Origin of the sequence: Rhodopila sp., from assembly GCF_035548235.1 — a bacterium.
Taxonomy (GTDB): Bacteria; Pseudomonadota; Alphaproteobacteria; order Acetobacterales; family Acetobacteraceae; genus Rhodopila.
This window is the reverse complement of sequence record NZ_DASZTJ010000101.1, coordinates 50303-73424: the sequence shown is the minus strand read 5'-3', so window position 1 is coordinate 73424 and position 23122 is coordinate 50303. Positions and strand designations below refer to the sequence as shown.

Genomic DNA, 23122 nt, shown 5'->3' with positions numbered 1-23122 from the left:
CGTGATGCGCAGGGGTCGGTCGATCACGCCAGCCCCTCTCGCGCATCGGCCTCCCGCGCGGACGGGTCGCGTTTGGCGGGGTCGCCCCAGCCGCCGCCGCCGCCGGACAGCACGTGGATGACGCTGCCCGAAGAGACCGGGACGTTGATCTCCTTGCTTTTCAGCTTCCGGGGCGCCGCGCCGGGTGCCAGCAGCGTGTAGTCGTGCGGTGCGCCGTCCTCGCCGCCCACCATGCCGCGCGCGCCGTGTACCGTGCCTTCGCCGGCGGTATTGGCCAGGGTGGTGCCCTCGGCCTCGATCCGCATGCGCATGTCGCCGCCGTAGCCGCCGCGATACTGACCGTCGCCGGCCGATCCGGGGCGGTACTCGTGCGTCTCGAACACCAGGGGGAAGCGGGTCTCCGCCACTTCGATGCTGCCGAACTTGATGCCGCCGGCACTGTGCCATTCGCCGATCGTCGAATACCCGTCGCCGGCCACCGACCCGCCGCCGCCCGGTCGCGCCTGGAACATGTGCCAGATGAAGCGGCGTTTCGTGCGCGGATCGAGCCCGGTCAGCGCGATCCGCAGCCGCCGCCCCCAACCTCCCATCGCGCGGTCGGGACAGGCCTGTGACAGCGCGACGATGATCGCCTCGATCACTTCGTTCGAGCAGTGGCTGGTGCACATCGTCACCGGCGCCCCTTCGCGCGCCCAGACGATCGTGCCCTCTTTCAGCTTCACGTGCAGGGGACGGAACGCACCCTCGTTCTTGGTGATGCCCGGATCGAGCAGGAAGGCGAACGCCATCGAAACGGCCGATTGGGTGTTGGCGTGGGAGGAGTTGATGAACCCCGTCACCTGCGGATCGGACTCCGTCAGGTCGATCGTGACGTCGCTGCCCTTCTTGGTCACCCGCGCGCGGATGACGATGTCGGTCTTGCCGAAGCCGTCATCGTCCAGCACCGCCTCGCCCAGGTATTCGCCGTCCGCCCAGCCGGCGACGATGTCGCGCGCGTAGCGTTCCGCCGCGTCCAGCATCGCTTCCACGGACTCAGAGAGGGTCTCGGCGCCGAATTCGGCGATGACGGCGTTGAGCCGCTGCTCGCCCAACCGCGCGGAACCGATCTGCGCTGCAAGGTCGCCACGGAAATCGCGCGGGTGGCGCACGTTCAACGCGAGCATCTCCAGGATGTCTTCGCGCAGGATGCCGTTCTCGGTCAGCCGCATGGGCGGCAGGCGCAGGCCCTCGTGCCATATTTCCGTCGCGGCGGGGTTGTAGGCCCCGTGGGTGGCACCACCCACATCCGAATGATGCGCACGGACCACGGACCAGAACATCAGCCGCGACTCGGCGAAGACGGGAACGAACACCGTGAGGTCCGGCAGATGCGACCCGCCGCGATAGGGGTCGTTCAGGACATAGACGTCGTTCGGCGCCGGATTGGGGAACCGCTCCGCCAGGGCCTTCGCCGCCCAGGGCATCGCGCCGACATGCACGGGGATATGATCCGCCTGGGCGACCAGGCGGCACCGCGCATCGATCAGCGCGATGGAAAAATCCCGCGAGGAATTCAGGATCTGCGAATAGGCGGTGCGCAGCATGGCCTCGCCCATCTCCTCGGCGATGGCGTTCAGCCGGTTCTGCAGGACGGCGATGGTGATCGGGTCTGTCATACAAGTATCGTGACGGATCGCCGCCCGTTGGGGAAGACCTGATCGCGATATGGGGTTACGTCGCGGCCGAAACATTGTAAGGTGCGATCTGTGTCCCAATATCGTATCTAATATTGAAATTTTGGAGGATCGCAATCACAATGACGAGATTGGCATCGGGATGTCGTCGCGGCACCCAGTGACGTGTGCCAGAAACGATTTATTCGCGTAAACGGCGAATGCCCGCGTCCTTCTTCGATGCGGCGAGCCCAGCTGTTACTTTTCATGCTTGACCCCCAGACAATTCGAGTCTCCACGACCTCTCCGCATCGACCATCGACAACGGTTCGGCCGGCGGGGACGGGTCCATCGTGATGCCCTTGGAATCCGCCGTGTCGCCGGAGGCATCGGGCAATGGGGGGCCGGAAGACCGCGCGCCTTCCGCCATTCTGTTCGCTGGCGGCGACGCGATCATCGATTTGGACATTGACGGGACGATCCATGGACTGAACCCGCTCGCCCGGCAATTGCTGGGATTGGACGCGCAGCAGGTGCCGGACGGCCCGCTGGAGGAGCGGTGGCCCGAAGGCGCCCGCACCGGCCTGCGCCATGCCCTCGCGGCTGCCATGGTGGACGCATCCGGCAAGGTCATGGTCCGCTTCGAGGGACCCCCCGCGTCCTGGTGGGACTGCACCGCGACCAAGCAACCCGGAGACCGTGCGCAGCTTTCGCTGGTCTGCCGGAACGTGACCGAACTGGTGGAGGCGCGGGCCGCCCTCGCACGGTCCGAGGCCAGGCTGCGCGCGCTGACGGAGCATCCCCGCTCCATGTCCTGGTTCATGCAGTTGGATGGCACGATCACCTATCCCAGCCGGCGATGGCATGCATTCACCGGCCTGTCCGGCGAGAGGTGCCCGCCCGCGGAGTGGCTGCCGCTTGTCCATCCCGACGACCGCGACCGCGTCCTGCGCGACACCCATGTCGCCCTTGGCGGGGACGACACCCACGAAATGACGTTCCGCGCTCTCCGCTCGGACGGCGCCTGGCGATGGGTGCGCCGCCGGACCATGCCGGTGCGCGACACGTCGGGGCGGCTGATCGAATGGGTCGGCTTCGCCATCGACGTCACCGAGGCACAGGAAACCCGGACCGAGAACCGCCTGCTGCGCCAACTCATCGATGCGTCGCCGAACCTGGTGGACGTCGCCAACGCCGACGGGCACCTGCGCTACATGAACCCGGCCGGCCGGGCGCTGCTGGGCTTCGTGCCGGAGACCGACCTTGCCGCGTTGACGATCGCCGACACCGTCGCGCCAGGCTCCCAGGCGCTGCTGCAGGAGGAGGTGCTGCCCGCGGCGCGCGACGCCGGGATATGGGAAGGCGTCATGCAGCTTGCCGGCCAGCGCGACGGCGCCCCGATCGATGTCGATTGCATCACCCTGGGGCTGCACGACGATGCCGGCAAGCATGAGGGCTACGGCACCGTGGCCGTCGACATCACCGACTCAAACCGGGCCCGAGCGGCGTTGGCGGAAAGCGAAGCGCGGTTTCGCGGCACGTTCGAGCAAGCCGCCGTCGGCATGGCGCATGTCGCGCTGGATGGGCGCTGGCTGCAGGTCAACCGGCGCCTCTGCGAGATCCTGGGCTACCCCGAGGAGGAACTGCTTCGGCTGACATTCCAGGACGTGACCTATCCCGACGACCTGGAATCGGACCTGGCGCAGCTTCGGGCCCTGCTCGCGGGCACGCTGAAAACCTATTCGATGGAGAAACGCTATCGTCACCGTGACGGGCACATCGTCTGGGCGAACCTGACCGTTGCGCTGCTGCTGGACGAAAGCGGGCAGCCCAACCGGCTTATCAGCGTCGTCGAGGACATCACCAACCGCAAAGCCATGGAAGCCGCGCTCCAGGACAGCATCGCGCGGTTCAGCAACCTGGTCGAGGCCATGCCGCAGATGGCGTTCGTGGCGGAACCGGATGGCCGGGTGGCGTTCTACAATCGCCGCTGGTCGGATTACTCGGGTGCGTCGCGGGGCGCCTCGGGCAGCGGAAGCTGGCTCGATTTCCTGCACGAGGACGATGCGCCCACGAGCATCGCGGCCTGGAACCATTCGCTTCAGACCGGCGAGCCGTTCGCCATGGAACACCGGCTGCGCGGCGCCGATGGCCGCCACCAATGGTTCCTCTCCCGCGCGGTCCCGTTGCGGCGGGGCGACGGAGGGGTGGCGCAGTGGCTGGGGACATCCACCGACATCTCGGAAATCGTCGCGGCGCGCGAAGCCTCGGCCCGCTACGAGGCGGAGCTGGAAGCCCTGGTCGCGGAACGCACCCGCGCCCTGAGCGACGCGGCGCAGGAACTGGCCTCGGAGATCCGGCGGCGGGAGGAGATGCAGGCGCTGCTTCGGCAATCGCGCAAGCTGGAGGCGCTGGGGCAACTGACCGGCGGCGTGGCGCACGATTTCAACAACGTCCTGTCGGTGATCAAGGGCAGTTTCAGCGCGATCCGGCGCCGGGCTGACTCGCAGGCGCTGCTGGACGCGATCGCTCGCGGCGAACTGGCCACCGAACGGGCGGGCTCCCTGGTGCGCCAGCTTCTGAGCTTCACCCGCAAGCAAGAGCTTCGGCCGGGGGCGCTGAACGTCCGTTCGGTCTTCGACGCGGTCGACAGCCTGGCGGCCTCCACCGTCGGCCCCGCCATCAAGCGAGTGATCAGCGTACCAGACGAGACCTGGCCGATCTGGGCGGATCCGCAACAGCTCGAGATCGCGTTGCTGAACCTGGTGGTCAACGCGCGCGACGCGATGCCGAGCGGTGGGACGCTGACGCTGACCGCGCGCAATCTTTCGCCCGAGGAACGGCCGGGGCACCTGCCCAACCGGCAGTATGTCGCGGTCGGCGTGCGCGATACCGGGCGCGGCATGCCGCCGGCGGTGCTGGCCCGCGCGACGGAGCCGTTCTTCACCACCAAGGAGGCCGGAAAAGGTACCGGCCTCGGCCTGGCCATGGTGGACGGGTTCGCGGAACAGAGCGGCGGCACCTTGCTGATCCGCAGCACGCCCGACATCGGCACGACGGTGGAGATCGTGCTGTCGCGTCCGGATCACGAACCCGCCATCGCGCCCGAGGAACTGGAGCCTGAACTGGATCCGGCCCTGCATGGCGGTGCGATGGTGCTGGTCGCCGAGGCCGACGACCCGGTGCGCCAGATGATCGCCGGCACGCTCCGCGACCTGCGCTATACGGTCGTCGAAGCTCGGAACGCCGAGGTCGCGCTGGTGCTGATGGATACGCTGGACCGGCTCGACCTGGTGATCACCGGTGTGGCCCTGCAGGGCACGGGCGGGCCGGCCCTTCCGGGTGCCGACGGCACAGGCTCGCAGGGTGTGGATGGACCGGCCCTGGTGGCTCAGCTTCGGGCGCAGCGGCCCAATCTGCCCGTGCTGTTCATCGCCGATCACGCGCCGGAGGCGGACCCCGAACCGGGGACGGTCCTGGTGAAGCCGTTCGACGAGGTGACCCTGGCGAGCGCCGTCCTGGAACGGCTGGGGCGGCACAACCTGGTCACGCAATTGCGGCCGACCGCCGGCAAGCCGCTGCTGGACCGCGTGCGCACGTCGGCGCTGCGCGAGCTGTATTTCGCCTGGTCCGGGGCATGCGCCGGAGATGCGCTGCCGCGCCCGGCGGATATTCGTCCCGACGCGTTCGACCTGCAGCGAAACAGTTTCATCGTCTCCATCCGCCCGACCCGCGGCGGCGTGGAGATGCGCTATGTCCGCGCCGGCGAGGCGATCGTCACGCGGTTGGGACGAGACCTGGTGGGCGAAACGGTCTCCCATGCGCCGGAAGACGAGGAGGTGCTGGGTTCGCTCGAAGCCGCCTACCGCCGCTGCGCGCGGGACCGCCAGCCGGTCTACCAGTTCATGCGCTTCGATTTCGGCGACGGCGCCCCGACGCAATTCGAGCGCCTGCTGCTGCCGCTGTCGGAAGACGGGCGGGGGATCACGCAGTTGCTTGGGGTGGCGCTGTTCGACGAGAAGGCCGGGTGAAGCCGGTGGGTGAGCGCTTGGGGCGTTGACGTGGGCCTGACATGGGCCCCCTGGTCGCAAGCCCCTGTCATGGCGATCGCCGCCCCGACCGGGCCACCTTCTTTCGCTCAGGCACGGGACGGCCCGGTCAACCCGGGCCATAACCGAGTGGCGGCAACGGGGCGGGCCGATGCTATCCCCCCAGCGTCGCCAGCACCGTCTTCGCTGCCTTCTGGCCGCTGATCCATGCGCCGGCCACGGTGCCGGCATAGGGGGTGTTGCACGCTTCCCCGGCAAACATCAGGTGGCCGTCGCTCACAGGCTCTCCCAATGCCTCGCGCGCGCCCGACGCGCCGGGCCTGGCATAGCAATAGGCCCCTCTCACCCACGGATCGGCATGCCAATGCGTCAGCACGGTCGGGCCGTGCCGGAACAGGCCATCCACTCGGCCACCGAACAGGCTCCGCAGATACGACAGGGCGTAGTCGATCGATGCCGCGTCTCCGTCCCGCGCCAGGTCCCAGGCGGTCGATCCGCCGATCCAAGCCTGGACGTAGTCGCGGCCGAAGGGCCAGCATTGGAACGGCATCAACACCGGATGCGCCTCGTTCACCATCACGTCGACGGAGCAATGAAGCGGCAGGTCCAGGCGGTCGGGCCCGGTGGCGCGCAGGACGATCTTGTTGGCCAGTCCCATCGGCAGCGCATCGATCGCCTCGGTCACGCGCGCCGGCAGTGCGGGATCGAACCGCAGCGCCCCGCTGCCCAGCACGCCGGTCGAGACCGTGATGATGCAGGTGGCGGCTGTCAGCGCGCCGGCGTCGGTCTCGATGCTCACGGACCCGTTCGGGCCGCCCCAGCGGACCCGGCGCACCGGCATGTCGAGCCTGATGTCCAATCCCTGGGTCAGGCGGCGGCGGACGAAGCTGCCGATACCGCCTTCCGGCACGAGGTTGACGCCGTTCAGGGCGTTGTTGCGCCAGTCGCGGGCGCTGAAGTCCTGGGCATCGACGGCGCAGATGACGGGGCCTTCCCAGGCTTCGATGGTGCGGGACCAGGGATCGCCGGGCAGGGCGCGGGCGATCTCGGCCAGGGGGACGTCGCCATGCCGCGCCAGAAGCGCGTCGGTCGCCGCCTCGTAACGCGACCAGGCGGATTGGTAGTCCTGAAGTTCGGCGTCGGTCGCCTGCCGGCTGCCGATGAAGGTGCGCTCCTTTCGGATCTCGTCCGAGCGCAGCAGCGTGTCCCCGGCCGTGCGGGCGATCGCGGTCAGCGGATTGTTCTCGGCGTCGTGGAACCAGACGGCGCCCATGTCGAACCAGACATGGCCCAACGCCTCGGGATACGCGGTCCAGGCACGCCCGCCGACGCGAGGGGACGCCTCCACGACCACCGCGGTCCGCCCCGCCTGCCGCAGCGCGGCGGCGGCGCCGAGGCCGGCGACGCCGGCGCCGACGATGACGCAATCAGTGTCCGTCATGAGGCAAGGCCCCCGGCGGGGTTGCGGCCAGGCGGGCAGCCTGGCGCACCGGTCTCCACGCGCGTGGGCGACGGGATGTGCCGAACGAACGGCAGGCAGCCTGCACGCAACATCGAACTCGCCTCCCGCCCGCACATCCCTCGCCCCTGGCTTACCCGATCATGGATGCAACCGTTTCCGGCGATTGCAGCACCAGGTCATCATACGCCTGCATCAGCGTCTCGGTCATCCGTCCCGGCGTATAGGTGTGCGGGCCGATCTCACGCACCGCCGTCACCTCGGCCGCCGTGCCGGTCAGGAACACCTCGGTCGCTCGGGCCAGGTCGGAGGGTTGGATCTGCCGCTCCACCACCTTCATCTGGTTCCGCTTCGCCAGGCTGATGACGCTGCGCCTTGTGATGCCGTCCAGGAACGCGTCGGGGTCGGGCGTGTGCAACTCGCCGTCGATCACCAGGAAGATATTGGCGCCGGTCGTTTCCGACACCAGTCCGCGCCAGTCCAGCATCAGCGCATCGGCGTAGCCTTCGGCCTCGGCTTTCACCTTGGCCAGCGAGCCGATCATGTACAGGCCCGCGGCTTTGGCCTTCACCGGCGCGCAGTCGGGCGGCGGCCGGCGCCATTCGGCCTGGGCCACGCGGATGCCCTGCATCCGCGCGCCGCCGAAATAGCTGGGCCAGGGCCACGCGGCGATCGCCAGGTGCACAGAGGTGCCGGTGGCGGACACCGCCAACTGTTCCGACCCGCGCCAGGCGATCGGGCGGACATACCCCTCGGCCAGGTCGTTGGCCGCCAGCACCTGCCGGCAGGCCTCGTCGATCGCCTCGATCGAATAGGGAATCTCGAAGCGCAGGATGCGCCCGGACTCGACCAGGCGGCGGGAATGGTCGCTCAGGCGGAAGATGTTGCCGCCATACGCACGTTCGCCTTCGAACACGGCACTGGCATAGTGCAAACCGTGCGATAAAACATGCAGCTTCGCATCCCGCCAGGGGATCAAGGAGCCGTCCAGCCAGATCCAGCCGTCCCGGTCGTCGAAAGGAATGAGCGTCATGGCCGCTTACCTCGTAATTTTGTTGCGTGCAGCATCGATGATCTAAAATAATCCCCGATTTATGTCAACAATACTGACCTAACTGGCGAACGAATGACAGGCATGCTGAAAACCCGATCCCGGTCGGCCCCCCCGATGAAATTGGCGCCGCCGACACCAGAGGTCGACGTCGGCGACAGGGAAATGCGGCTGGCGCAGGATCTGCTGTTCTTCGCCTATCGCGATTTTACCACCGTCGCCGACAAGGTGCTGGAAGACCTTGGCCTGGGCCGAGCACATCATCGCGCGCTGCATTTCATCGGGAGGAATCCGGGGATCACGGTCTCCGGCCTGCTGGCGATCCTGCGCATCACCAAACAATCCCTTGCCCGCGTGCTGAACACGCTGGTCGATGAGGGTTTCGTCGCCCAGGCGCCCGGCTACGAGGACCGGCGGCAGCGCCTGCTGACGCTGACCGAGAAGGGGCAGGCGCTGGAACGGCGGCTGTTCGCCAGCCAGCAGGCCAAGCTTGCGGCGGCGTACCGGGCCGCCGGCCCACAAGCCGTCCAGGGCTTCCGCGCCGTCATGCGTGCCGTCATGGACAAGGGCGCGCGGGATTATATCGATGGCACGGGGGCGGCCGAGGATGCCTGAGATGGCGGACGACACCCATATCCTGGTGGTGGAAGACGATGCCCGGCTGCGCGAGCGCCTGGCGCGTTACCTGGCGACCGAGGGGTTCCGCGTCACTGCGTCCCACGACGCCGCCGACGCTCGGGCCAAGCTGCGGTCGCTGTCCTATGACCTGATGCTTCTGGACGTGATGATGCCGGGCGAGACCGGGCTTGACCTGATCCAGTTCCTGCGCCGGGGCGAGCACGCCGACTTGCCGGTCCTGCTGCTGACCGCGCGCGGCGCGCCGGAAGACCGGATCGCGGGGTTCGAGGCCGGCGCGGACGACTACCTGCCCAAGCCGTTCGAGCCGCGGGAACTGGTGCTGCGCATCCGTGCCCTGCTGCGCCGCGTCCCCGTGCCGGCGGTCGAGGCAAGGTCCGGTCCGGTCCGCATCGGCAAGGCCTTCTTCGACCTCGATCGCGGGGAGCTTCGCGACCCCTCCGGCCCGATCCGCCTGACCGGCGGCGAAGCGGCGCTGCTGATGGCGCTGGCGCGCCGGCCCAACGAGGTGCTGACGCGTGAGGACATCGCCGAGGCCCTGGGCATGGACGATTCCGGCGAACGCGCCATCGACGTCCAGGTCGTGCGCCTGCGCCGCAAGATCGAGGCCGATCCGCGGGAGCCGCGATTCCTCCACACGGTGCGCGGCAGGGGCTATATGCTGAAGCCGGGGTTCTGACATGCGCCTGCGCCTTGCCCTGCCGTACCAGCATGTGTTGAAGCGGTTCGTCCCACGCTCGCTGCTGGGCCGCACGCTTTTGATCATGCTGATGCCGCTGGTGCTGGTGCAGGCGATCGCGCTGCAGATGTTCTACGGCAATCACCTGAGCGTGGTGTCGCGGCGCCTGTCCGGCTCCATCGCGGGGGAAATCGCCTACACGCTGGCGCTGACGCGGCAGGCGGACACCCCGGCGGAACGGGCCCGCGTCCTGCGGCTGGCGTATGAGGAATTCCTGCTGGAGATCAAGATCGAGCCCGGCGTGGTGCTGCGCCACCGCAAGTGGGAGAACGTGCTGGGGCCGGCAGACGACGACCTCGCCCAAGCGCTGGAGCAGCGGTTCCATGTCCCGTTCACGATGGACTGGACCTCTGACCCGCGTTCCGTGCTGATCAAGCTGCAGATGCCCGACGGCGTGGTGTCGGTGGTGGCGCCGCGCAAGCGGCTGTCGACCGGCACGATCTTCCTGTTCGTCGGCTGGCTGGTCGGATCGGCGCTGCTGCTGTTCATCATCGCCGCCGTTTTCATGCGCAACCAGGTGCGCGCCATCCGCCGCCTGGCCCGATCGGCCGAGGCGTTCGGCATGGGGCGCGACGTGCCGCCCATCCGGCCGGAAGGGGCGTCGGAAGTGCGGCAGGCGGCCACCGCCTTCAACCGGATGCAGGAACGGATCCGGCGTTTCCTGGCACAGCGGACCGAGATGCTGGCCGGCGTGTCGCACGACCTGCGCACCCCGCTGACGCGCCTGCGTCTCGCCTTGGCGATGCTGCCGCCCCATCCGGACCAGCGTCAGGACATCGCGGAGATGACCGCCGACCTTGAGGAAATGGAGCGCATGATCGGCGGCTACCTGGCGTTTGCCCGGGGCGAGGGGATCGAGCAGGCCGAGGAGGTCGACCTGACAGCCATCCTCGACGACGTCGCCGCCGGCGCGCGCCGGTCCGGCACGCGGCTGGAAGTCGAGGTGGAAACCAGCCTGCCGATCAAGCTGCGCGCCGACGCGGTGCGCCGGGCGATCACCAACCTTGTGGATAACGCGCGCAGGCATGCGCAAAGGGTGGTGCTGGCGGCCTCGGCACAAGGACGGTCGGTCCAGGTCACGGTGGACGACGACGGTCCCGGCATCCCCGCGGACCGGCGGGAGAGCGTGTTCCGTCCGTTCGAGACCGGCTCCGTCGGCGGCACCGGGCTGGGGTTGACGATCGCGCGCGACATCGTGCGCGCCCATGGCGGCGAGATTTTCCTGGAGGACAGTCCGCTGGGCGGCCTGCGCGCCCGCATTCGCCTGCCGATCTGATTGGCTGGATCAGCGCCGAACGGGACCGGCGCCGCCAAGGCGCCGAAGGAGAGTTCGTATCTTCACCATAACGATCTGCGACGGCGTCAGGAATTGCCGGGAGGGAATCCGTCTAATCACATTTCAGTGAAATTTTTAGTTGTATCCAATCGTATCATTCTATAGCGTGGATTGCAGGCCGGACCCGGAAGGCACGGCCAAAAATGGTCCTTGATTGGCTGTCAAAACGGCAGTGGAGCACGTATGTCGAAAAAACTTCTGGTTATCGATGATGAGAAAAGCTTCACCACGATCATCAGCCGTATTGCAGAGGACTTGGGATTCGAGGTCGTTGCCGTAAACGACCCATTGCAGGCGCTGGAGGCTGTATCCCGTGTTCAGCCCGACGTTCTGGTCGTCGACATGGTCATGCCGCATGTCGATGGCGTGGACATCCTGCGCCATATCGCCGCGTCGAATTCCTCGGTCGAGATGAAGATCATCGCCATGTCGGGCTTCGGCGCCGGGTACCTGCGTCTCGCCAAGGCGATAGTCGCGCTGGAGTTGCGGTTGCCTGTCATCGAACTCCCCAAGCCGTTCCGACGTGCCGACGTCGTCGCCGCGCTGACCGGGGGGCGGGCGAGCGTGCCCAGTTTCGCACGGACCTCCTTGGTCCGCGGGATGCCGGGTCCGATGTCGTCTTCCTTCCACTCCATGAGCACGCCCCTGTAGCGCGGCCGGCAGGGATCCGGCTGCGCCTTCACGGTATCGTTGCCAAGCTTACTTGTGCGGCGGGCCGATGGTCGTCCTGCTTCGCACCGGGGCGCCTGGCCGCAAGACACGGACATCGATCGCATGTGGCGATGGGCCACTCGACTTGATTTGGTCGGCCGGCTCCGACTGATCGGCTTCGCGGTTTGCTTCTTGACGATCAGCCTGGGCGCGACCGCCGTATGGGACGTCTATCGCCGCACCCAGGCCGAGGCATGGGCGACGGCGACGGATTTGAGCGTCCTGCTGGCGGAGCATGCGGCGCATCGTATCCAGGTCGCCGACATCCTGCTGCGAAGCGTGCTGGCCCGTGCGCAGGAAATGAACGTCACGACGCCCGAGGCGCTCCGTGCGGTCTTCGCAAGCCCGAATGGCCGGCAATTGCTGACGGACCTTGTCGCGACACTGCCGCCCACCGACGGCCTGGCCGTGTTCGGCGCCGACGGCATGACGATCGGCCGAGGTCACTCGGGCGCGCTCTTCAGCGTCGCCGACCGCGACTACTTCCAGCGGCTGCGGGATCGTCGCGACGGCGACCTGATCATCGCCGGCCCCTACACCAGCCGAGCGACGGGCCGCGAATCATTCTTCGTGGCGCGGCGGATCGAAGGACCGGATGGACGATTCCTCGGCGGCGCGGTTGCCGATTTCTCGTCTGACTATTTCAGCGATCAATACCGCTCCGTCGCCCAGCCGCGGCACATCGCCATCAGCCTGCTCCGCACCGATGGCACCCTGATGGTGCGCTACCCGGCGATGCCCGTCCAGGGAGACGCTGCGGAACGGGGCCAGCCGCTCTCGGTTCGTCCCGGTTCCGCCTTCTTCGAACTGGTCGCGCGGGGCGGCGGCACCGTCAAGACGCAGGGCTTCTTCATCGATCATCGCATGCTCATGGCGGTCCATCTGGTCGCCGGCTACCGGCTGGTGGTCGATGTTGCGCTTGAAACCTCCTCCGCCCTCCACGCCTGGTGGCGTCAGTCGCTGGATGCCATCGTTGCGACCGTCGCGCTCTCGGGAGCCAGCCTTCTCCTGTTCCTGACGATCGCCCGCCATGTCCGGGACCAGGCGGAGCACGCCGCGGCCCTCGCGGCCAGCGAAGCGCGGCTGGACCGCGCGCAGGAGATCGCCGGCACCGGAAGCTGGGAACTGGAGCTTGATACGGGCCGCATCCTCTGGTCGCGCAACCTCTATCGCATCCGCGGCATCGATCCGTCCTTCCAGCCCACCGAAGACACATTGCGATCGGTGCTGGAAACCGAAGACCTGGCGCCGCGCAGGGCTTGGCTCGCCGAGGTGGTGGCCCAGCGCCAGCCGGGTCCGATCGACTTGCACGCCATCCGGCCGGATGGGACGGTGGTGGTGCTCCAGATCGACGGCAGGGCGATCGTCGAGGCGGATGGCGGCGTCCGCCGCGTGGCGGGCACGACCCGGGACGTCACCCAATTGCGTCTGCTGGAGCGGGAATTGGCGCAGTCGCAGAAGATGGAAGCGATCGGCAACCTTGCGGGCGGCATCGCCCACGACTTCAACAACCTGCTGGGCGTCATCATGGGCAACCTCGACCTGCTGCGCCCGATGCTCGTGGCCGGGACCGAGGCGGCGGAGTTGTGCGACGAGGCGCTGCATGGGGCGACGCAGGGCGCCGACCTGGTCAAGCGCCTGCTGGCCTTCGCGCGCCGCCAACCGCTGCGGCCGGAGACGATCGACATCAACGCCCTGGTCGGCGATGTCGGCCGCCTGCTGCGCCGAGCGCTGGGGGAAGGGATCGTGATGACGATCGACCTGGGTTCGGGGGTGGGATCGGCGCTCGTGGACCCGGTCCAGTTGCAGGCGTCGCTGATCAACCTCGGCGCCAACGCCCGCGACGCGATGGAGGCCAGCGGACGGTTGGAGATCAGCACCCGCTCGATCCGGATCGACGAGGCGGACCGGCCGTTTTTCGATGGCCTCGCGTCCGGGATCTATGTGGTCATCACGATCCGCGACACCGGAACGGGCATGCCGCCCGAAGTGCTGGCGCGCATCTTCGAGCCGTTCTTTACGACCAAGGGACCGGATGAAGGGACCGGCCTGGGGCTGTCCATGGTGTTTGGTTTCGCCAACCAATCGGGCGGCCACCTGACGGTCCGCAGCGAGCCGGGCATCGGCTCTGCCTTCCGCTTGTACTTGCCCCGGGTGGCAGATTCCCGCGACGACGCGCTGGGACCTGCCGCGGCAAGGATCAAGACGGCAGGGGAAGAGGAGACGGTGCTGGTGGCCGACGGCCATGACGGATTCCGTCGAGCCTCGATCCGGGACGTGGCCTCGCTGGGCTACCGTGTGCGGGAGGCGGCGGACAGCGACACGGTGCTGATGAAATTGCGACGCGGCGACCGGGTGGACGTCCTGCTCGTCGATCTGGCCTTGGGAAGCGGGAACGAAGCCGGCCAGGGTGGGATCGATCTCGCCGAGGCCGCTCTGGCGCTGCGTCCGGGGCTTCGCGTCGTGCTGATGGCCGGGGAGCGCAACCTCGAGGCGGCGAAAGCGCGCCTCGCGCGCTCGGGCTGGCCGGTCCTGGGCAAGCCGTTCCACCCCGATGAACTGGCTGCGGCCCTCTATGGCGAGCGGACGCGCCGGGCCGCCTGAGCGGTGCGCGTCCCTTACGCCAGCCAGCCGGGTACCGGCAGGTTCTTGCCGCGCAGGAAGTCGGGATTGAACAGCTTCGACTGGTAGCGGGACCCGCCGTCGCACAGGATGGTGACGACGGTGTGCCCTGGCCCCAGCGCCTTCGCCACGCGGATCGCCGCGGCGATGTTGATCCCGGCCGAAGTCCCGACCGACAGGCCCTCGTGGATCAGCACGTCGTAGATCTGTTCCAGCGCCTCGGCGTCGGGGATGCGCTCCGCATCGTCGATCGGCGCGCCGGCGAGGTTCTCCGGGACCCGCGACTGGCCGATGCCCTCGGTGATGGAGGATCCTTCCACCGTCATGTCGCCGGATTTCACCCAGCCATACAGAGCGCTGCCCAGCGGGTCGGCCAGGACGATGCGGACCTGGGGATTGCGCTCCTTCAGCGCCAGCGCCACGCCGGCCAGCGTGCCGCCGGTGCCGCAGGCGCAGGTGAAGGCGTCGACGCGGCCGTCGGTCTGGTCCCAGATTTCCGGCCCCGTCGTGGCGCGGTGGCCTTCGCGGTTCGCGAGGTTGTCGAACTGGTTGGCCCAGATGGCATTGCCGGTTTCCTTGGCCATGTCCTCGGCCAGGCGGCGTGAGACATGGACGTAGTTGCCGGGGTCGCGATAGGGCTTGGCCGGCACCAGGCGCAGGTCGGCGCCGATCATGCGCAGGAAGTCGATCTTCTCCTTCGACTGGGTCTCCGGCATCACGATCACGCTGCGATAGCCGCGGGCGTTGCCGACCAGGGTCAGGCCGATGCCGGTGTTGCCGGCGGTGCCTTCGACGACGGTGCCGCCGGGGCGCAGCGTGCCTTTCCGTTCCGCATCGGTGATGATCGCCAGGCCCGCCCGGTCCTTCACCGACCCGCCGGGGTTCATGAACTCCGCCTTCCCCAGGATCGTGCATCCCGTCGCCTCGGACGCCCGGCGCAGCTTGATCAGGGGGGTCTGGCCGATCGCGTCGGCAAGGTCGGTCTGGAAGCTCTTGCCGTGATAGGCGGCTGTCATAGGATGTCCCCTCAATTCCGCATCGGAGCGGCTGTCATGGTTCAGAATGTCCCGCCAACCCAGACCTGGGAAGCCCTGAAAACGGAGCCGTCGGCGCAGCTTGTCGATGTGCGGACGGACGCGGAATGGAACTTCGTCGGCATTCCCGACTTGGGCGAGGCCGGCAAGCAGGCGGTGCTGATCCCCTGGCAGGTCTATCCGACGATGCAGCGCAATGCGTCCTTCGTCGAGGACCTGGGGCGGGCGGGGCTGAAGCCGGAGGATCACATCTATTTCCTCTGCCGCAGCGGCGCGCGCAGCCTTGCCGCGGCCGAAGCCGCTCGGGCTGCCGGATTCGCGCATGTCTACAACATCGCCGACGGGTTCGAAGGGCCGGTCGATGCCGAAGGCCATCGCGGCCATGCGGCGGGCTGGAAAGCCGACGGGCTGCCGTGGCGTCAACGATAAGGGAGCGTTCATGTACACATTCTATCAATCCCCCGGATCGAGCTCGATGGCGGTGCATATCGGGCTGCACGAGGTCGGCGCACCGTTCCAGACGAAACGGATCGTCTTCGCGGAGCGTGACAAGGACCCGCCCGAATTCCGCTCGCTCAATCCCGAGGGCAAGGTGCCGACACTGGTGGTTGACGGCCGCCCGATCACCGAGGTCGCGGCCTGCCTGTACTACCTGGCGCATACCTATCCGGACGCGAAGCTGTTCCCCTTCGGCGATGTCGAGGCCAGCGCGCAGGTGATTTCGTGGATGTCGTTCGTCGCCTCCACGGTCCATCCGGCGCGGCGCCAGGGGGAGGACCATGCACGCATGATCTATGGGATCGCCGACCGCCGGCTGGGTCATCAGACCTGGGCGGTGGGGCGCTATTCGATCGCCGACATCCATCTGTTCCGCCTGTTCTGGCGCTTCGGCCGCGGCCTGGCGGAAGGCACGGCGGGATTTCCGAACCTGATGCGGCATTACGAACAGATGATGCAGCGGCCAGCGGTGAAAAAGACGCTGGAGATCGAGGCGGCGGAGGGCTACGCGCTGCCCTGAAGGAGATGCGCCAAAGGGGGCGCCGCGCTCATGGCGTCCCATCCAGCACGCGCAGCACCGTCATCCACGGAAACCGCGTGTCCAGCACCGTACCGTCCGGGGTCGCCAGGCGGCCGTCCGGCGTCACGGGCACGATGTTCATCGTCACCGCGTCTTGAACGTTCCCGCCGATGACCTTGATCGACCCCGGCTCGCCGGTGTCGACGACGATGTCGCAATGGGACGGGAACAGGCCCGGCGTCGGCAGGTCCTGGTAACGCAGCCCCCTTGCCGAGGCGCGGCCGAAGCACACCAGGTCGCCCGGCCGCGGCGCATAGTCCTGCACCCGTTCGGCTGACAGCAGCCACCGGTTCGTGCGTCCCAGCGAGACTTCCCGCGCCGCGTTGATATAGACCGCGTGATCGGCCGAATACGGGAAGCGCGGACCGGCGCCGGCGATGCGGAAGACATAGGACACGAACGCGGCCGACCACGCGTACTCGCCATCCTGGTCCGGCGGGAAGACGCGGCCCTGACCGTCATGCTTGCCTGTCCAGGCGCTCTCGTAGGAGCCGGCGTTCAGGCCCAGCCACCAGTATTCGCCGATGCGCTGCCACAGGCCTTCCTCCCGTTCGGGCTTGACCACCCGCGCCGCCTCGCCCTCGGGGTCGTCCATCGGCTGGCCGAACAGCCGCCATTCGCGCAGCGCGATCGCCACCACCGCCGCCCGGCTGAACGCCTCATAGGGTTTCTTGGCGAAAGGCGGCACGTGCGCGTCAGGCATCATATGTCCCACACAGGCGGTCAGAAGCAGCGGCGCCAGGAACGCCGGCGCCGACAGACGGTAGAGCCGCCGGGCCCGAGTCGCCAGGGAACGCCGGAGGGAACGCCAGATGGAGTGCCGCATGCGCCCTCAGGCCCTGGCTGCGCGGGTCATCCGCACCAGTTCGCCGCGGATCTCCGCCGCGGTCCCGACGGGGGCCGCCCAGGCGAAGCGGCGCACCGTTTCCGCTCGGGCCAGGTCGAAGCCGTCGGTATCGACCGTGACCATCCGCCAATTCCCCGGCGGGCCGGCGATGGCGGCCAGCGCGTCGGGATGGTCCTGGTTGCAATGGGCCATGATCCCTTCGGCCGCCGTCGCGATGGCCGCCACGGCGTCCGCTGCCGGCACAAGGTCGCTCGCGCCCAGCCGTCGCGCCCGAGCGAACCCGCCTACGACCTGGGCCTCGGCGGGCGTGAGGCGCCAGAGGCCGAAGTCGCCGAAGCCTGCGTACTGCGACGCATAAGGGTGGATCGCCAGGTAACGGTGCAGAAGCGCCTCATCCGCGATAGGGGCGGCCGAACCGACCAGCGTCACCCTGGGCGCCGTCTGCGGGTTTTCGGTCTCCGGCGTGCCCGTCACCAGGATCGAGCACCGCCCGTCGGCCATCAGGTGCCGCGTATGCGGCGACAGGCGCGACAGCAGCATCAGGACAGACAGGTCGGGTGCGCAGGCCGGCGTGACCAGGGAGGCGAAGGGATGCCCGCCGGCGCTGGTCGCCAGCGTGCCGACCCGGACGGCGCGCAACAGGCAGCGCGCGCTCCAGGCCGGATCGAAGCCATCATCGTCAGCCGGTCGCGCCATGATTCGTTCACTTCCCGTCCGCAATGCGCCACAATTCGCGCCTATATGACTCATCCGGCAACCGCCCGCACGAGACAACCGGCACGACACAACAGGGGAACAGGATTTTCGCCATGAAGCAGACGATCGCCCTGGTCGACGACGACCGCAACATCCTCACCAGCGTGTCGATGACGTTGGAGCAGGAAGGTTTCACCGTCCGCACCTACACCGACGGCGAAAGCGCCCTGCAAGGACTGACGGCCCGTCCGGCCGACCTGGCGGTGCTGGACATCAAGATGCCGCGCATGGATGGCATGGAGCTTCTGCAGCGGCTGCGCCAGCGCAACTCGATGCCGGTGATCTTCCTGACGTCGAAGGACGAGGAGGTCGACGAGCTGATGGGCCTGCGCCTCGGCGCCGACGATTATATCCGCAAGCCCTTCAGCCAGCGCCTGCTGATCGAGCGCATCCGGGCGCTGCTGCGGCGCAATGAGGCGGGGAAGGCGGAAGGGTCGGGCGCGGCGCCCGGCGGCATCCTGACGCGCGGCGATCTGGTGCTGGATGAAACCAAGCACCAATGCACCTGGCGCGGCCGCGACATCCAGTTGACGGTCACCGAGTTCCTGCTGGTCAAGGCGCTGGCGACGCGTCCCGGAATCGTGAAAAGCCGCGACCAGCTCATCGACGCCGCCTATGGCGAGAACATCTATGTCGACGACCGCACGATCGACAGTCACATCAAGCGTATCCGCAAGAAATTCCGTACCGGCGACGAAGAGTTCACCCATATCGAAACGCTGTATGGTATCGGTTACCGCTACAAGGAGCAGTGATTGCCTGATGGCTTCTTCTTCAGTGGGCTGACCGCGCGGCGGGACCTGAGGCATCTGCGCCAGCGTTGGGTCTCGCCCCTGCTGCGCCGCATCCTGCTGGTGAATGCCCTGCCGCTGGCGCTGCTGGTCGTGGCGCTGCTGTATCTGGACCAGTACCAGAATGGGCTATTGGAAGCGCAGGTCACCGCGCTGCGCGAGCAGGCCCGCGTCTTTGCCGGCGCGCTTGGCGAGAGCGCCGTCCGCACCACCGATCCGGACGTGCCCCGGCTGATCGCGCCCGTCGCCGCGTCGCTGCTGCGGCGCCTGACCGAACCCACGCCGGATGCCGAGGCCAAGCTGTATGCCCCCGACGGCACGGTCCTGGCGGACTCCCGGCAGCGGGAGGGGCCGTCCGGCACCATCACCACCGAACCGCTGCCGCCACCGGTCGATCATGGGCCGTTCTTCCGCGCTGTCGGGTCCATCTACGACTGGGTCCTCGCGCTGCTGCCGCACCAGGCTTCGAACACGCTCGTGGACCTGACGCCCGGCGCCGGCGGCGCGGACTGGCAGCCGGACGTCAAGGAGGAGCTGCGCCTCAACAGCGCCGGCAACAGCCGCGAGACCGCACCCTATATTCGTCGCACCCGCGACAACCGCCTGCTGGTCACCGTCGCCGTTCCGGTCGAGCGCGACAAGCACACGGTCGGCATCGTCTCCCTGACGCGAGAGGCGCGGGAGGTCGACCAAAGCCTTTACACCGTCCGCATGTCGATCCTGGCGCTGTTCGGGCTGGCGCTGGCGCTGACGGTGCTGTTGTCATGGTACCTGTCGCTGACCATCGCCCGTCCTATCCTGCGCCTGGCCGAAGCGGCGGCCGATATGCGGGAGGGCCATGGCCGCTCCGGCAGCGTTCCCGCGTTCCTGCTGCGGCGGCGGGATGAGATCGGGGCGCTTGCCTCGGCGCTGTCCGATAGCGCGGCGGCGCTGTGGGAGCGGATGGACGCCACGGAACGCTTCGCCGCCGATGTGGCGCACGAGATCAAGAACCCGCTGTCGTCGATCCGCAGCGCCATCGAAACCCTGCTGCGGATCGAGGATATCGACCGCCAGCGTCAGTTGCTGACCATCATCGGGCAGGACGTCGTGCGGCTGGACCGGCTGATCAGCGACGTATCCGACGCGTCGCGGCTGGACGCGGAGATGTCGCGCGTGTCGGCCGGGCCGGTCGACGTGGTGCCGATCCTCCGGACGCTGCAGGAGTTGGACGAGGCGACCCGCGACGATGACGATCCCAGGCTGGAAGTGGTGGCACCGCCCGGCGGGGTGACCGTCTGGGCGGTGGAGGACCGGCTGGTGCAGGTGCTGCGCAATCTGATCGGCAATGCGCAATCCTTCAGCCCGCCGCGGGGCCGGATCGTCGCGCGGGTGCGCGACCTGGGCCTGATGGCGGAGCTGTCGGTGGAGGACGAAGGCCCCGGCATTCCCGATGCGAAGCTGGAACACATCTTCGACCGGTTCTACTCCGAACGGCCGAAAAACGAGAGCTTCGGCCACCACTCGGGGCTGGGTCTGTCGATCAGCCGGCAGATCGTGGAGGCGCTGCAGGGTCAGATCTCGGCCGAGAACCGGCGGGACGCGAAAGGGAAGGTGCTGGGCGCGCGATTCATCGTGCGGCTGCGCAAGGCATAAATCATCGGGATTTCAGCCGGTTCCGTAGGAACGTTCCGACGGTGTCACCGGTACGCGATGCCGAAGCCGCGGAAATCGCGGACGCAATTTATCGTGCGGTTTGAACAACCGCCTCAGATCGTGGTTAAATGAGCGGCATCCTAGGAAGTTTAGGAGGCTCCCATGCCGTTCGATGGACTTGGATACATTGCCCCGCAATCGAAGGTTTCACTTTGGGATCGGCTGGGCCGATTCCTGTGGGGTGAGCCGAACCCCGGCAAATTGCTGCCGCCGACCGCGTTCACGCCGCTGCCGCCGGGTCAGGCCGACAACGTGACGCTGCAGGTCCTGATGATCGGCCGAGCGCTGATCGAGGATCGGAAGGATTGGGTGCAGCGGCGCTATGAAACGCGCGATGGCCGTCGCTGCGCCGTCGGCGCTCTGCGCGGCGCCGCTCGGCTGATGAACCTCCAGGGGCCTCAGACGGGTGCGAACGCGATGCTGTTGGCGGTGGCGATGAGCCGCGGGTTCAACGATATCGAAAGCATGAACGACAATTCCAGCCACCGGCAGGTCTTGTCCGCCTTCGATGAGGCGATCGCGCGCGCGCGCCTGTAGCGGCCCTCTCGCCGTGGTGGGTATCGACCGCGCCGGGGGTGTGGTCGAGCCAGCCTGCCATGTCATGTTGCCCTTCACAATAAGTTCGCCGCGACAACCCGGCGCGGAGACTGCACGTTTGACTTTCACGGATCGCGAATTTTCGGATCTGATGAAAGGAAACGAGCAAGCCATGCGGTTTTCATCTACTCTTTTCCTGGCAGCAACGATCCTGGCGGCCCCTGTCGCCGGTGCGTTCGCGCAGGGGCAGAACCTGACAGGCAACGCCGGCAGCAACCGGTCGGCCACCGCGTCGCCGGGAACGGCCGACAGCAAGGCGGCATCGGGGATGTACACCGGTGATGCCGGCTCGACGACGGCGCGCAGCAGCCATGCCGCGCGGAACCCGACAGTGCCGGGGGCGACGGGCAGGACCGTCGTGCCGGGCAGCGGCAGCACGATAGCCAACACGGCCGGCAACACACGTCATACGCAGACGCAGGGCACCGCCAGCGGCGGCACGAAATAAGACGAGGGGACCATGGCCTGCAGGCACGGGCCATGGTCCTCGGGCATCATCCCTTGATCGGACGCCAGCTTCGCCCGTCGCGGGCCAGCAACTCGTCGGCGTCCGTGGGGCCGTCCGAACCGGAGGCATAGTTCGGAAACGACGCCGGCTTCGTCTTGCTCCAATCGTCCAGCACCTCGGCCACGGCGCGCCATGTCTCCTCGACCATGTCCGCCCTGTTGAACAGGGTCTGGTCGCCGATCATGACATCGTAGATCAAGGTTTCGTATCCAATGTTCGGCTCCTTGGGGAACCAGTCGGCATATTTGAAGGCCATCTGAACGGCGGCCAGGTCGACGACGGGGCCGGGGCGCTTGACCTCGAACTGCAAGGCGATGCCTTCGTCCGGCTGGATCTGCAGCAGCAGCCAGTTGGGCGGCAGCGCGGCGACATTGGTATCCTCGAAAGGCGCATAGGGGGCGGGCTTGAAACGGATGGCGATTTCCGTGATCCGGCGCGACATGTGCTTGCCGGTGCGCAGGTAGAACGGCACGCCGGCCCAGCGCCAGTTGTCGATGGACAGGCGCATCGCGACATAGGTCTCGACGTTGGAATCCGGCGCGACGTCCTTTTCCTGCCGATAGCTGTCGTATTGGCCACGCACCGCATCCTTGGGCGAAACGGTGCGCAGCGCGGCGAACACGTCGGACTTGCGGGTGCGAACGGCCTTGGCGTCGAACCCGCCCGGCGGCTCCATCGCCACCATGGCCAGAAGCTGGAAGACGTGGTTCGGCACCATGTCGCGCAGCGCGCCGGTCTTTTCGTAGAACCGGCCCCTGGTCTCCACGCCGACCGTTTCCGCCACGGTGATCTGCACATGGTCTATCCGGTCGCGGTTCCAGATCGGCTCGAACATTCCGTTGGCGAAGCGCAGCGCCATGATGTTCTGTACCGTTTCCTTCCCAAGGAAATGATCGATGCGGTAGATCTGGTGCTCTTCCGCCGCACGCAGGATCGTCGCGTTCAGCGTTCGGGCCGATGCCTGGTCGTGGCCGAACGGCTTTTCGATCACGATCCGCCGCCAGTGTTCGGGTCGGGTGCCGTCCGGGTCCCAGTTTTCCTCCATCAACCCGGCCTCGCCCAGGGCGGTGGCGATGGGGCCGAAGAACCGGTCGGCGACCGCGAGATAGAACAGGCAATTGCCGCCGGTTCCGTGCGCCTGCTCGATCTGCGACTTGATCGTCTGGAACGTCGCCTTGTCTTCGAAGTCGCCCTTGATATACGCGATCTGCCCGGTCAGCCGACGCCAGGTATCCTCATCGACATGGTCGATGCGGCTTTCGCTGGAGGTCCTGCCGACGAAGCTCTCCAACATCTCATGCAGGCTGTCGCGCCAGCGATCGGCGTCGAGGTCGGCGATGTCCACGCCGATCAGCGCGAATGCCTGAGGCAATAAGCCGGTGTTCGCCAGGTTGTACAGCGCGGGGACCAGCAGCCGCTTGGTCAGGTCGCCACCGGCGCCGAAGATGACCATGGCGCAAGGGCCGGGCGGCTTGGCCGACCGGCGGGGTGGGGCACTCAGCACTTCTCCGGTCGGTTGGGCGTCTGTCATCTGATCTTCCTATGCTTCGGCGCCGGCCTG

Annotated in this window: 19 protein-coding genes; 12 read left to right on the top strand and 7 right to left on the bottom strand. The window is 67.6% G+C overall.

Annotated features, from left to right (window positions below; translation table 11 throughout):
• Nucleotides 1-23 precede the first annotated feature (23 nt).
• Nucleotides 24-1655, bottom strand: coding sequence for a hydantoinase B/oxoprolinase family protein (locus tag VHB27_RS08830; protein ID WP_325599365.1), 1632 nt, complete (start codon nt 1653-1655; stop codon nt 24-26).
• 353 nt (nt 1656-2008) lie between these two features.
• On the opposite strand from VHB27_RS08830, the gene VHB27_RS08825 reads away from it, so the two are divergent.
• Nucleotides 2009-5683 (top strand): PAS domain S-box protein, encoded by a 3675-nt coding sequence (locus tag VHB27_RS08825; RefSeq protein WP_325599363.1) that lies wholly within the window; start codon nt 2009-2011, stop codon nt 5681-5683.
• A 172-nt stretch (nt 5684-5855) separates the two neighbouring features.
• Here VHB27_RS08825 and VHB27_RS08820 read toward each other — a convergent pair whose 3' ends face one another.
• Nucleotides 5856-7142 carry a flavin monoamine oxidase family protein gene (locus VHB27_RS08820; RefSeq protein WP_325599361.1) on the bottom strand — a complete coding sequence of 429 codons (1287 nt, stop codon included), beginning with the start codon at nt 7140-7142 and terminating at the stop codon, nt 5856-5858.
• A 151-nt stretch (nt 7143-7293) separates the two neighbouring features.
• Nucleotides 7294-8193 (bottom strand): branched-chain amino acid aminotransferase, encoded by a 900-nt coding sequence (locus tag VHB27_RS08815; protein ID WP_325599359.1) that lies wholly within the window; start codon nt 8191-8193, stop codon nt 7294-7296.
• A 102-nt stretch (nt 8194-8295) separates the two neighbouring features.
• Between VHB27_RS08815 and VHB27_RS08810 the strand changes: the two genes are divergently transcribed.
• The 5 genes from VHB27_RS08810 to VHB27_RS08790 all read left to right on the top strand — a co-directional run bounded on the left by VHB27_RS08810 (nt 8296) and on the right by VHB27_RS08790 (nt 14237).
• The gene (locus VHB27_RS08810) at nt 8296-8826 is read left to right on the top strand and encodes a MarR family winged helix-turn-helix transcriptional regulator (RefSeq protein ID WP_413788620.1); all 531 of its coding nucleotides are present in this window, start codon (nt 8296-8298) and stop codon (nt 8824-8826) included.
• A gap of 1 nt (nt 8827) precedes the next feature.
• Entirely contained in the window at nt 8828-9526 is a 699-nt protein-coding gene (locus VHB27_RS08805; protein ID WP_325599357.1) for a response regulator transcription factor, read from the top strand.
• 1 nt (nt 9527) lies between these two features.
• A complete protein-coding gene (locus VHB27_RS08800; protein WP_325599355.1) occupies nt 9528-10862 on the top strand; it encodes an ATP-binding protein in 1335 nt (444 codons plus the stop codon).
• A gap of 243 nt (nt 10863-11105) precedes the next feature.
• Nucleotides 11106-11573: a response regulator gene (locus VHB27_RS08795; protein WP_325599353.1), complete on the top strand. Its 468-nt coding sequence runs from the start codon at nt 11106-11108 to the stop codon at nt 11571-11573.
• A 192-nt stretch (nt 11574-11765) separates the two neighbouring features.
• Nucleotides 11766-14237 (top strand): hybrid sensor histidine kinase/response regulator, encoded by a 2472-nt coding sequence (locus VHB27_RS08790; protein WP_325599351.1) that lies wholly within the window; start codon nt 11766-11768, stop codon nt 14235-14237.
• Nucleotides 14238-14251: 14 nt separating this feature from the next.
• On the opposite strand, the gene VHB27_RS08785 is transcribed toward VHB27_RS08790, so the two are convergent.
• Nucleotides 14252-15271 carry a cysteine synthase A gene (locus VHB27_RS08785; RefSeq protein WP_325599349.1) on the bottom strand — a complete coding sequence of 340 codons (1020 nt, stop codon included), beginning with the start codon at nt 15269-15271 and terminating at the stop codon, nt 14252-14254.
• A 36-nt stretch (nt 15272-15307) separates the two neighbouring features.
• Here VHB27_RS08785 and VHB27_RS08780 point away from each other — a divergent pair, with 36 nt between their 5' ends.
• A complete protein-coding gene (locus VHB27_RS08780) occupies nt 15308-15718 on the top strand; it encodes a rhodanese-like domain-containing protein (protein ID WP_325599347.1) in 411 nt (136 codons plus the stop codon).
• A 10-nt stretch (nt 15719-15728) separates the two neighbouring features.
• Nucleotides 15729-16307 (top strand): glutathione S-transferase family protein, encoded by a 579-nt coding sequence (locus tag VHB27_RS08775; protein ID WP_325599345.1) that lies wholly within the window; start codon nt 15729-15731, stop codon nt 16305-16307.
• A gap of 28 nt (nt 16308-16335) precedes the next feature.
• Here VHB27_RS08775 and VHB27_RS08770 read toward each other — a convergent pair whose 3' ends face one another.
• Together VHB27_RS08770 and VHB27_RS08765 are read right to left on the bottom strand one after the other, a co-directional pair.
• Nucleotides 16336-17070 carry a DUF2272 domain-containing protein gene (locus VHB27_RS08770; protein WP_325599343.1) on the bottom strand — a complete coding sequence of 245 codons (735 nt, stop codon included), beginning with the start codon at nt 17068-17070 and terminating at the stop codon, nt 16336-16338.
• 129 nt (nt 17071-17199) lie between these two features.
• Nucleotides 17200-17910: a HugZ family protein gene (locus VHB27_RS08765; protein WP_325599341.1), complete on the bottom strand. Its 711-nt coding sequence runs from the start codon at nt 17908-17910 to the stop codon at nt 17200-17202.
• A gap of 113 nt (nt 17911-18023) precedes the next feature.
• Here VHB27_RS08765 and VHB27_RS08760 point away from each other — a divergent pair, with 113 nt between their 5' ends.
• The 4 genes from VHB27_RS08760 to VHB27_RS08745 all read left to right on the top strand — a co-directional run bounded on the left by VHB27_RS08760 (nt 18024) and on the right by VHB27_RS08745 (nt 21501).
• On the top strand, nt 18024-18725 hold the full coding sequence (locus tag VHB27_RS08760) for a response regulator transcription factor (RefSeq protein WP_325599339.1): 702 nt from the start codon (nt 18024-18026) through the stop codon (nt 18723-18725).
• Complete coding sequence (locus tag VHB27_RS08755; RefSeq protein WP_325599337.1) at nt 18726-20396, top strand: stimulus-sensing domain-containing protein; 1671 nt, start codon at nt 18726-18728, stop codon at nt 20394-20396.
• A 162-nt stretch (nt 20397-20558) separates the two neighbouring features.
• Nucleotides 20559-20993 (top strand): DUF6197 family protein, encoded by a 435-nt coding sequence (locus VHB27_RS08750; RefSeq protein WP_325599334.1) that lies wholly within the window; start codon nt 20559-20561, stop codon nt 20991-20993.
• A 13-nt stretch (nt 20994-21006) separates the two neighbouring features.
• Nucleotides 21007-21501, top strand: a complete 495-nt coding sequence (locus VHB27_RS08745; protein ID WP_325599332.1) for a hypothetical protein — start codon at nt 21007-21009, stop codon at nt 21499-21501.
• 46 nt (nt 21502-21547) lie between these two features.
• On the opposite strand, the gene zwf is transcribed toward VHB27_RS08745, so the two are convergent.
• The gene (gene zwf / locus VHB27_RS08740) at nt 21548-23092 is read right to left on the bottom strand and encodes a glucose-6-phosphate dehydrogenase (RefSeq protein WP_325599330.1); all 1545 of its coding nucleotides are present in this window, start codon (nt 23090-23092) and stop codon (nt 21548-21550) included.
• Nucleotides 23093-23122: the final 30 nt, after the last annotated feature.

Bases quoted from the DNA above. Each gene is read 5' to 3' on its own strand.
- VHB27_RS08830 (WP_325599365.1), bottom strand. From the start codon at position 1,655: ATGACAGACCCGATCACCATCGCCGTCCTGCAGAACCGGCTGAACGCC.
- VHB27_RS08825 (WP_325599363.1), top strand. From the start codon at position 2,009: ATGCCCTTGGAATCCGCCGTGTCGCCGGAGGCATCGGGCAATGGGGGG.
- VHB27_RS08820 (WP_325599361.1), bottom strand. From the start codon at position 7,142: ATGACGGACACTGATTGCGTCATCGTCGGCGCCGGCGTCGCCGGCCTC.
- VHB27_RS08815 (WP_325599359.1), bottom strand. From the start codon at position 8,193: ATGACGCTCATTCCTTTCGACGACCGGGACGGCTGGATCTGGCTGGAC.
- VHB27_RS08810 (WP_413788620.1), top strand. From the start codon at position 8,296: ATGCTGAAAACCCGATCCCGGTCGGCCCCCCCGATGAAATTGGCGCCG.
- VHB27_RS08805 (WP_325599357.1), top strand. From the start codon at position 8,828: ATGGCGGACGACACCCATATCCTGGTGGTGGAAGACGATGCCCGGCTG.
- VHB27_RS08800 (WP_325599355.1), top strand. From the start codon at position 9,528: ATGCGCCTGCGCCTTGCCCTGCCGTACCAGCATGTGTTGAAGCGGTTC.
- VHB27_RS08795 (WP_325599353.1), top strand. From the start codon at position 11,106: ATGTCGAAAAAACTTCTGGTTATCGATGATGAGAAAAGCTTCACCACG.
- VHB27_RS08785 (WP_325599349.1), bottom strand. From the start codon at position 15,271: ATGACAGCCGCCTATCACGGCAAGAGCTTCCAGACCGACCTTGCCGAC.
- VHB27_RS08780 (WP_325599347.1), top strand. From the start codon at position 15,308: ATGGTTCAGAATGTCCCGCCAACCCAGACCTGGGAAGCCCTGAAAACG.
- VHB27_RS08775 (WP_325599345.1), top strand. From the start codon at position 15,729: ATGTACACATTCTATCAATCCCCCGGATCGAGCTCGATGGCGGTGCAT.
- VHB27_RS08770 (WP_325599343.1), bottom strand. From the start codon at position 17,070: ATGCCTGACGCGCACGTGCCGCCTTTCGCCAAGAAACCCTATGAGGCG.
- VHB27_RS08765 (WP_325599341.1), bottom strand. From the start codon at position 17,910: ATGGCGCGACCGGCTGACGATGATGGCTTCGATCCGGCCTGGAGCGCG.
- VHB27_RS08760 (WP_325599339.1), top strand. From the start codon at position 18,024: ATGAAGCAGACGATCGCCCTGGTCGACGACGACCGCAACATCCTCACC.
- VHB27_RS08750 (WP_325599334.1), top strand. From the start codon at position 20,559: ATGCCGTTCGATGGACTTGGATACATTGCCCCGCAATCGAAGGTTTCA.
- zwf (WP_325599330.1), bottom strand. From the start codon at position 23,092: ATGACAGACGCCCAACCGACCGGAGAAGTGCTGAGTGCCCCACCCCGC.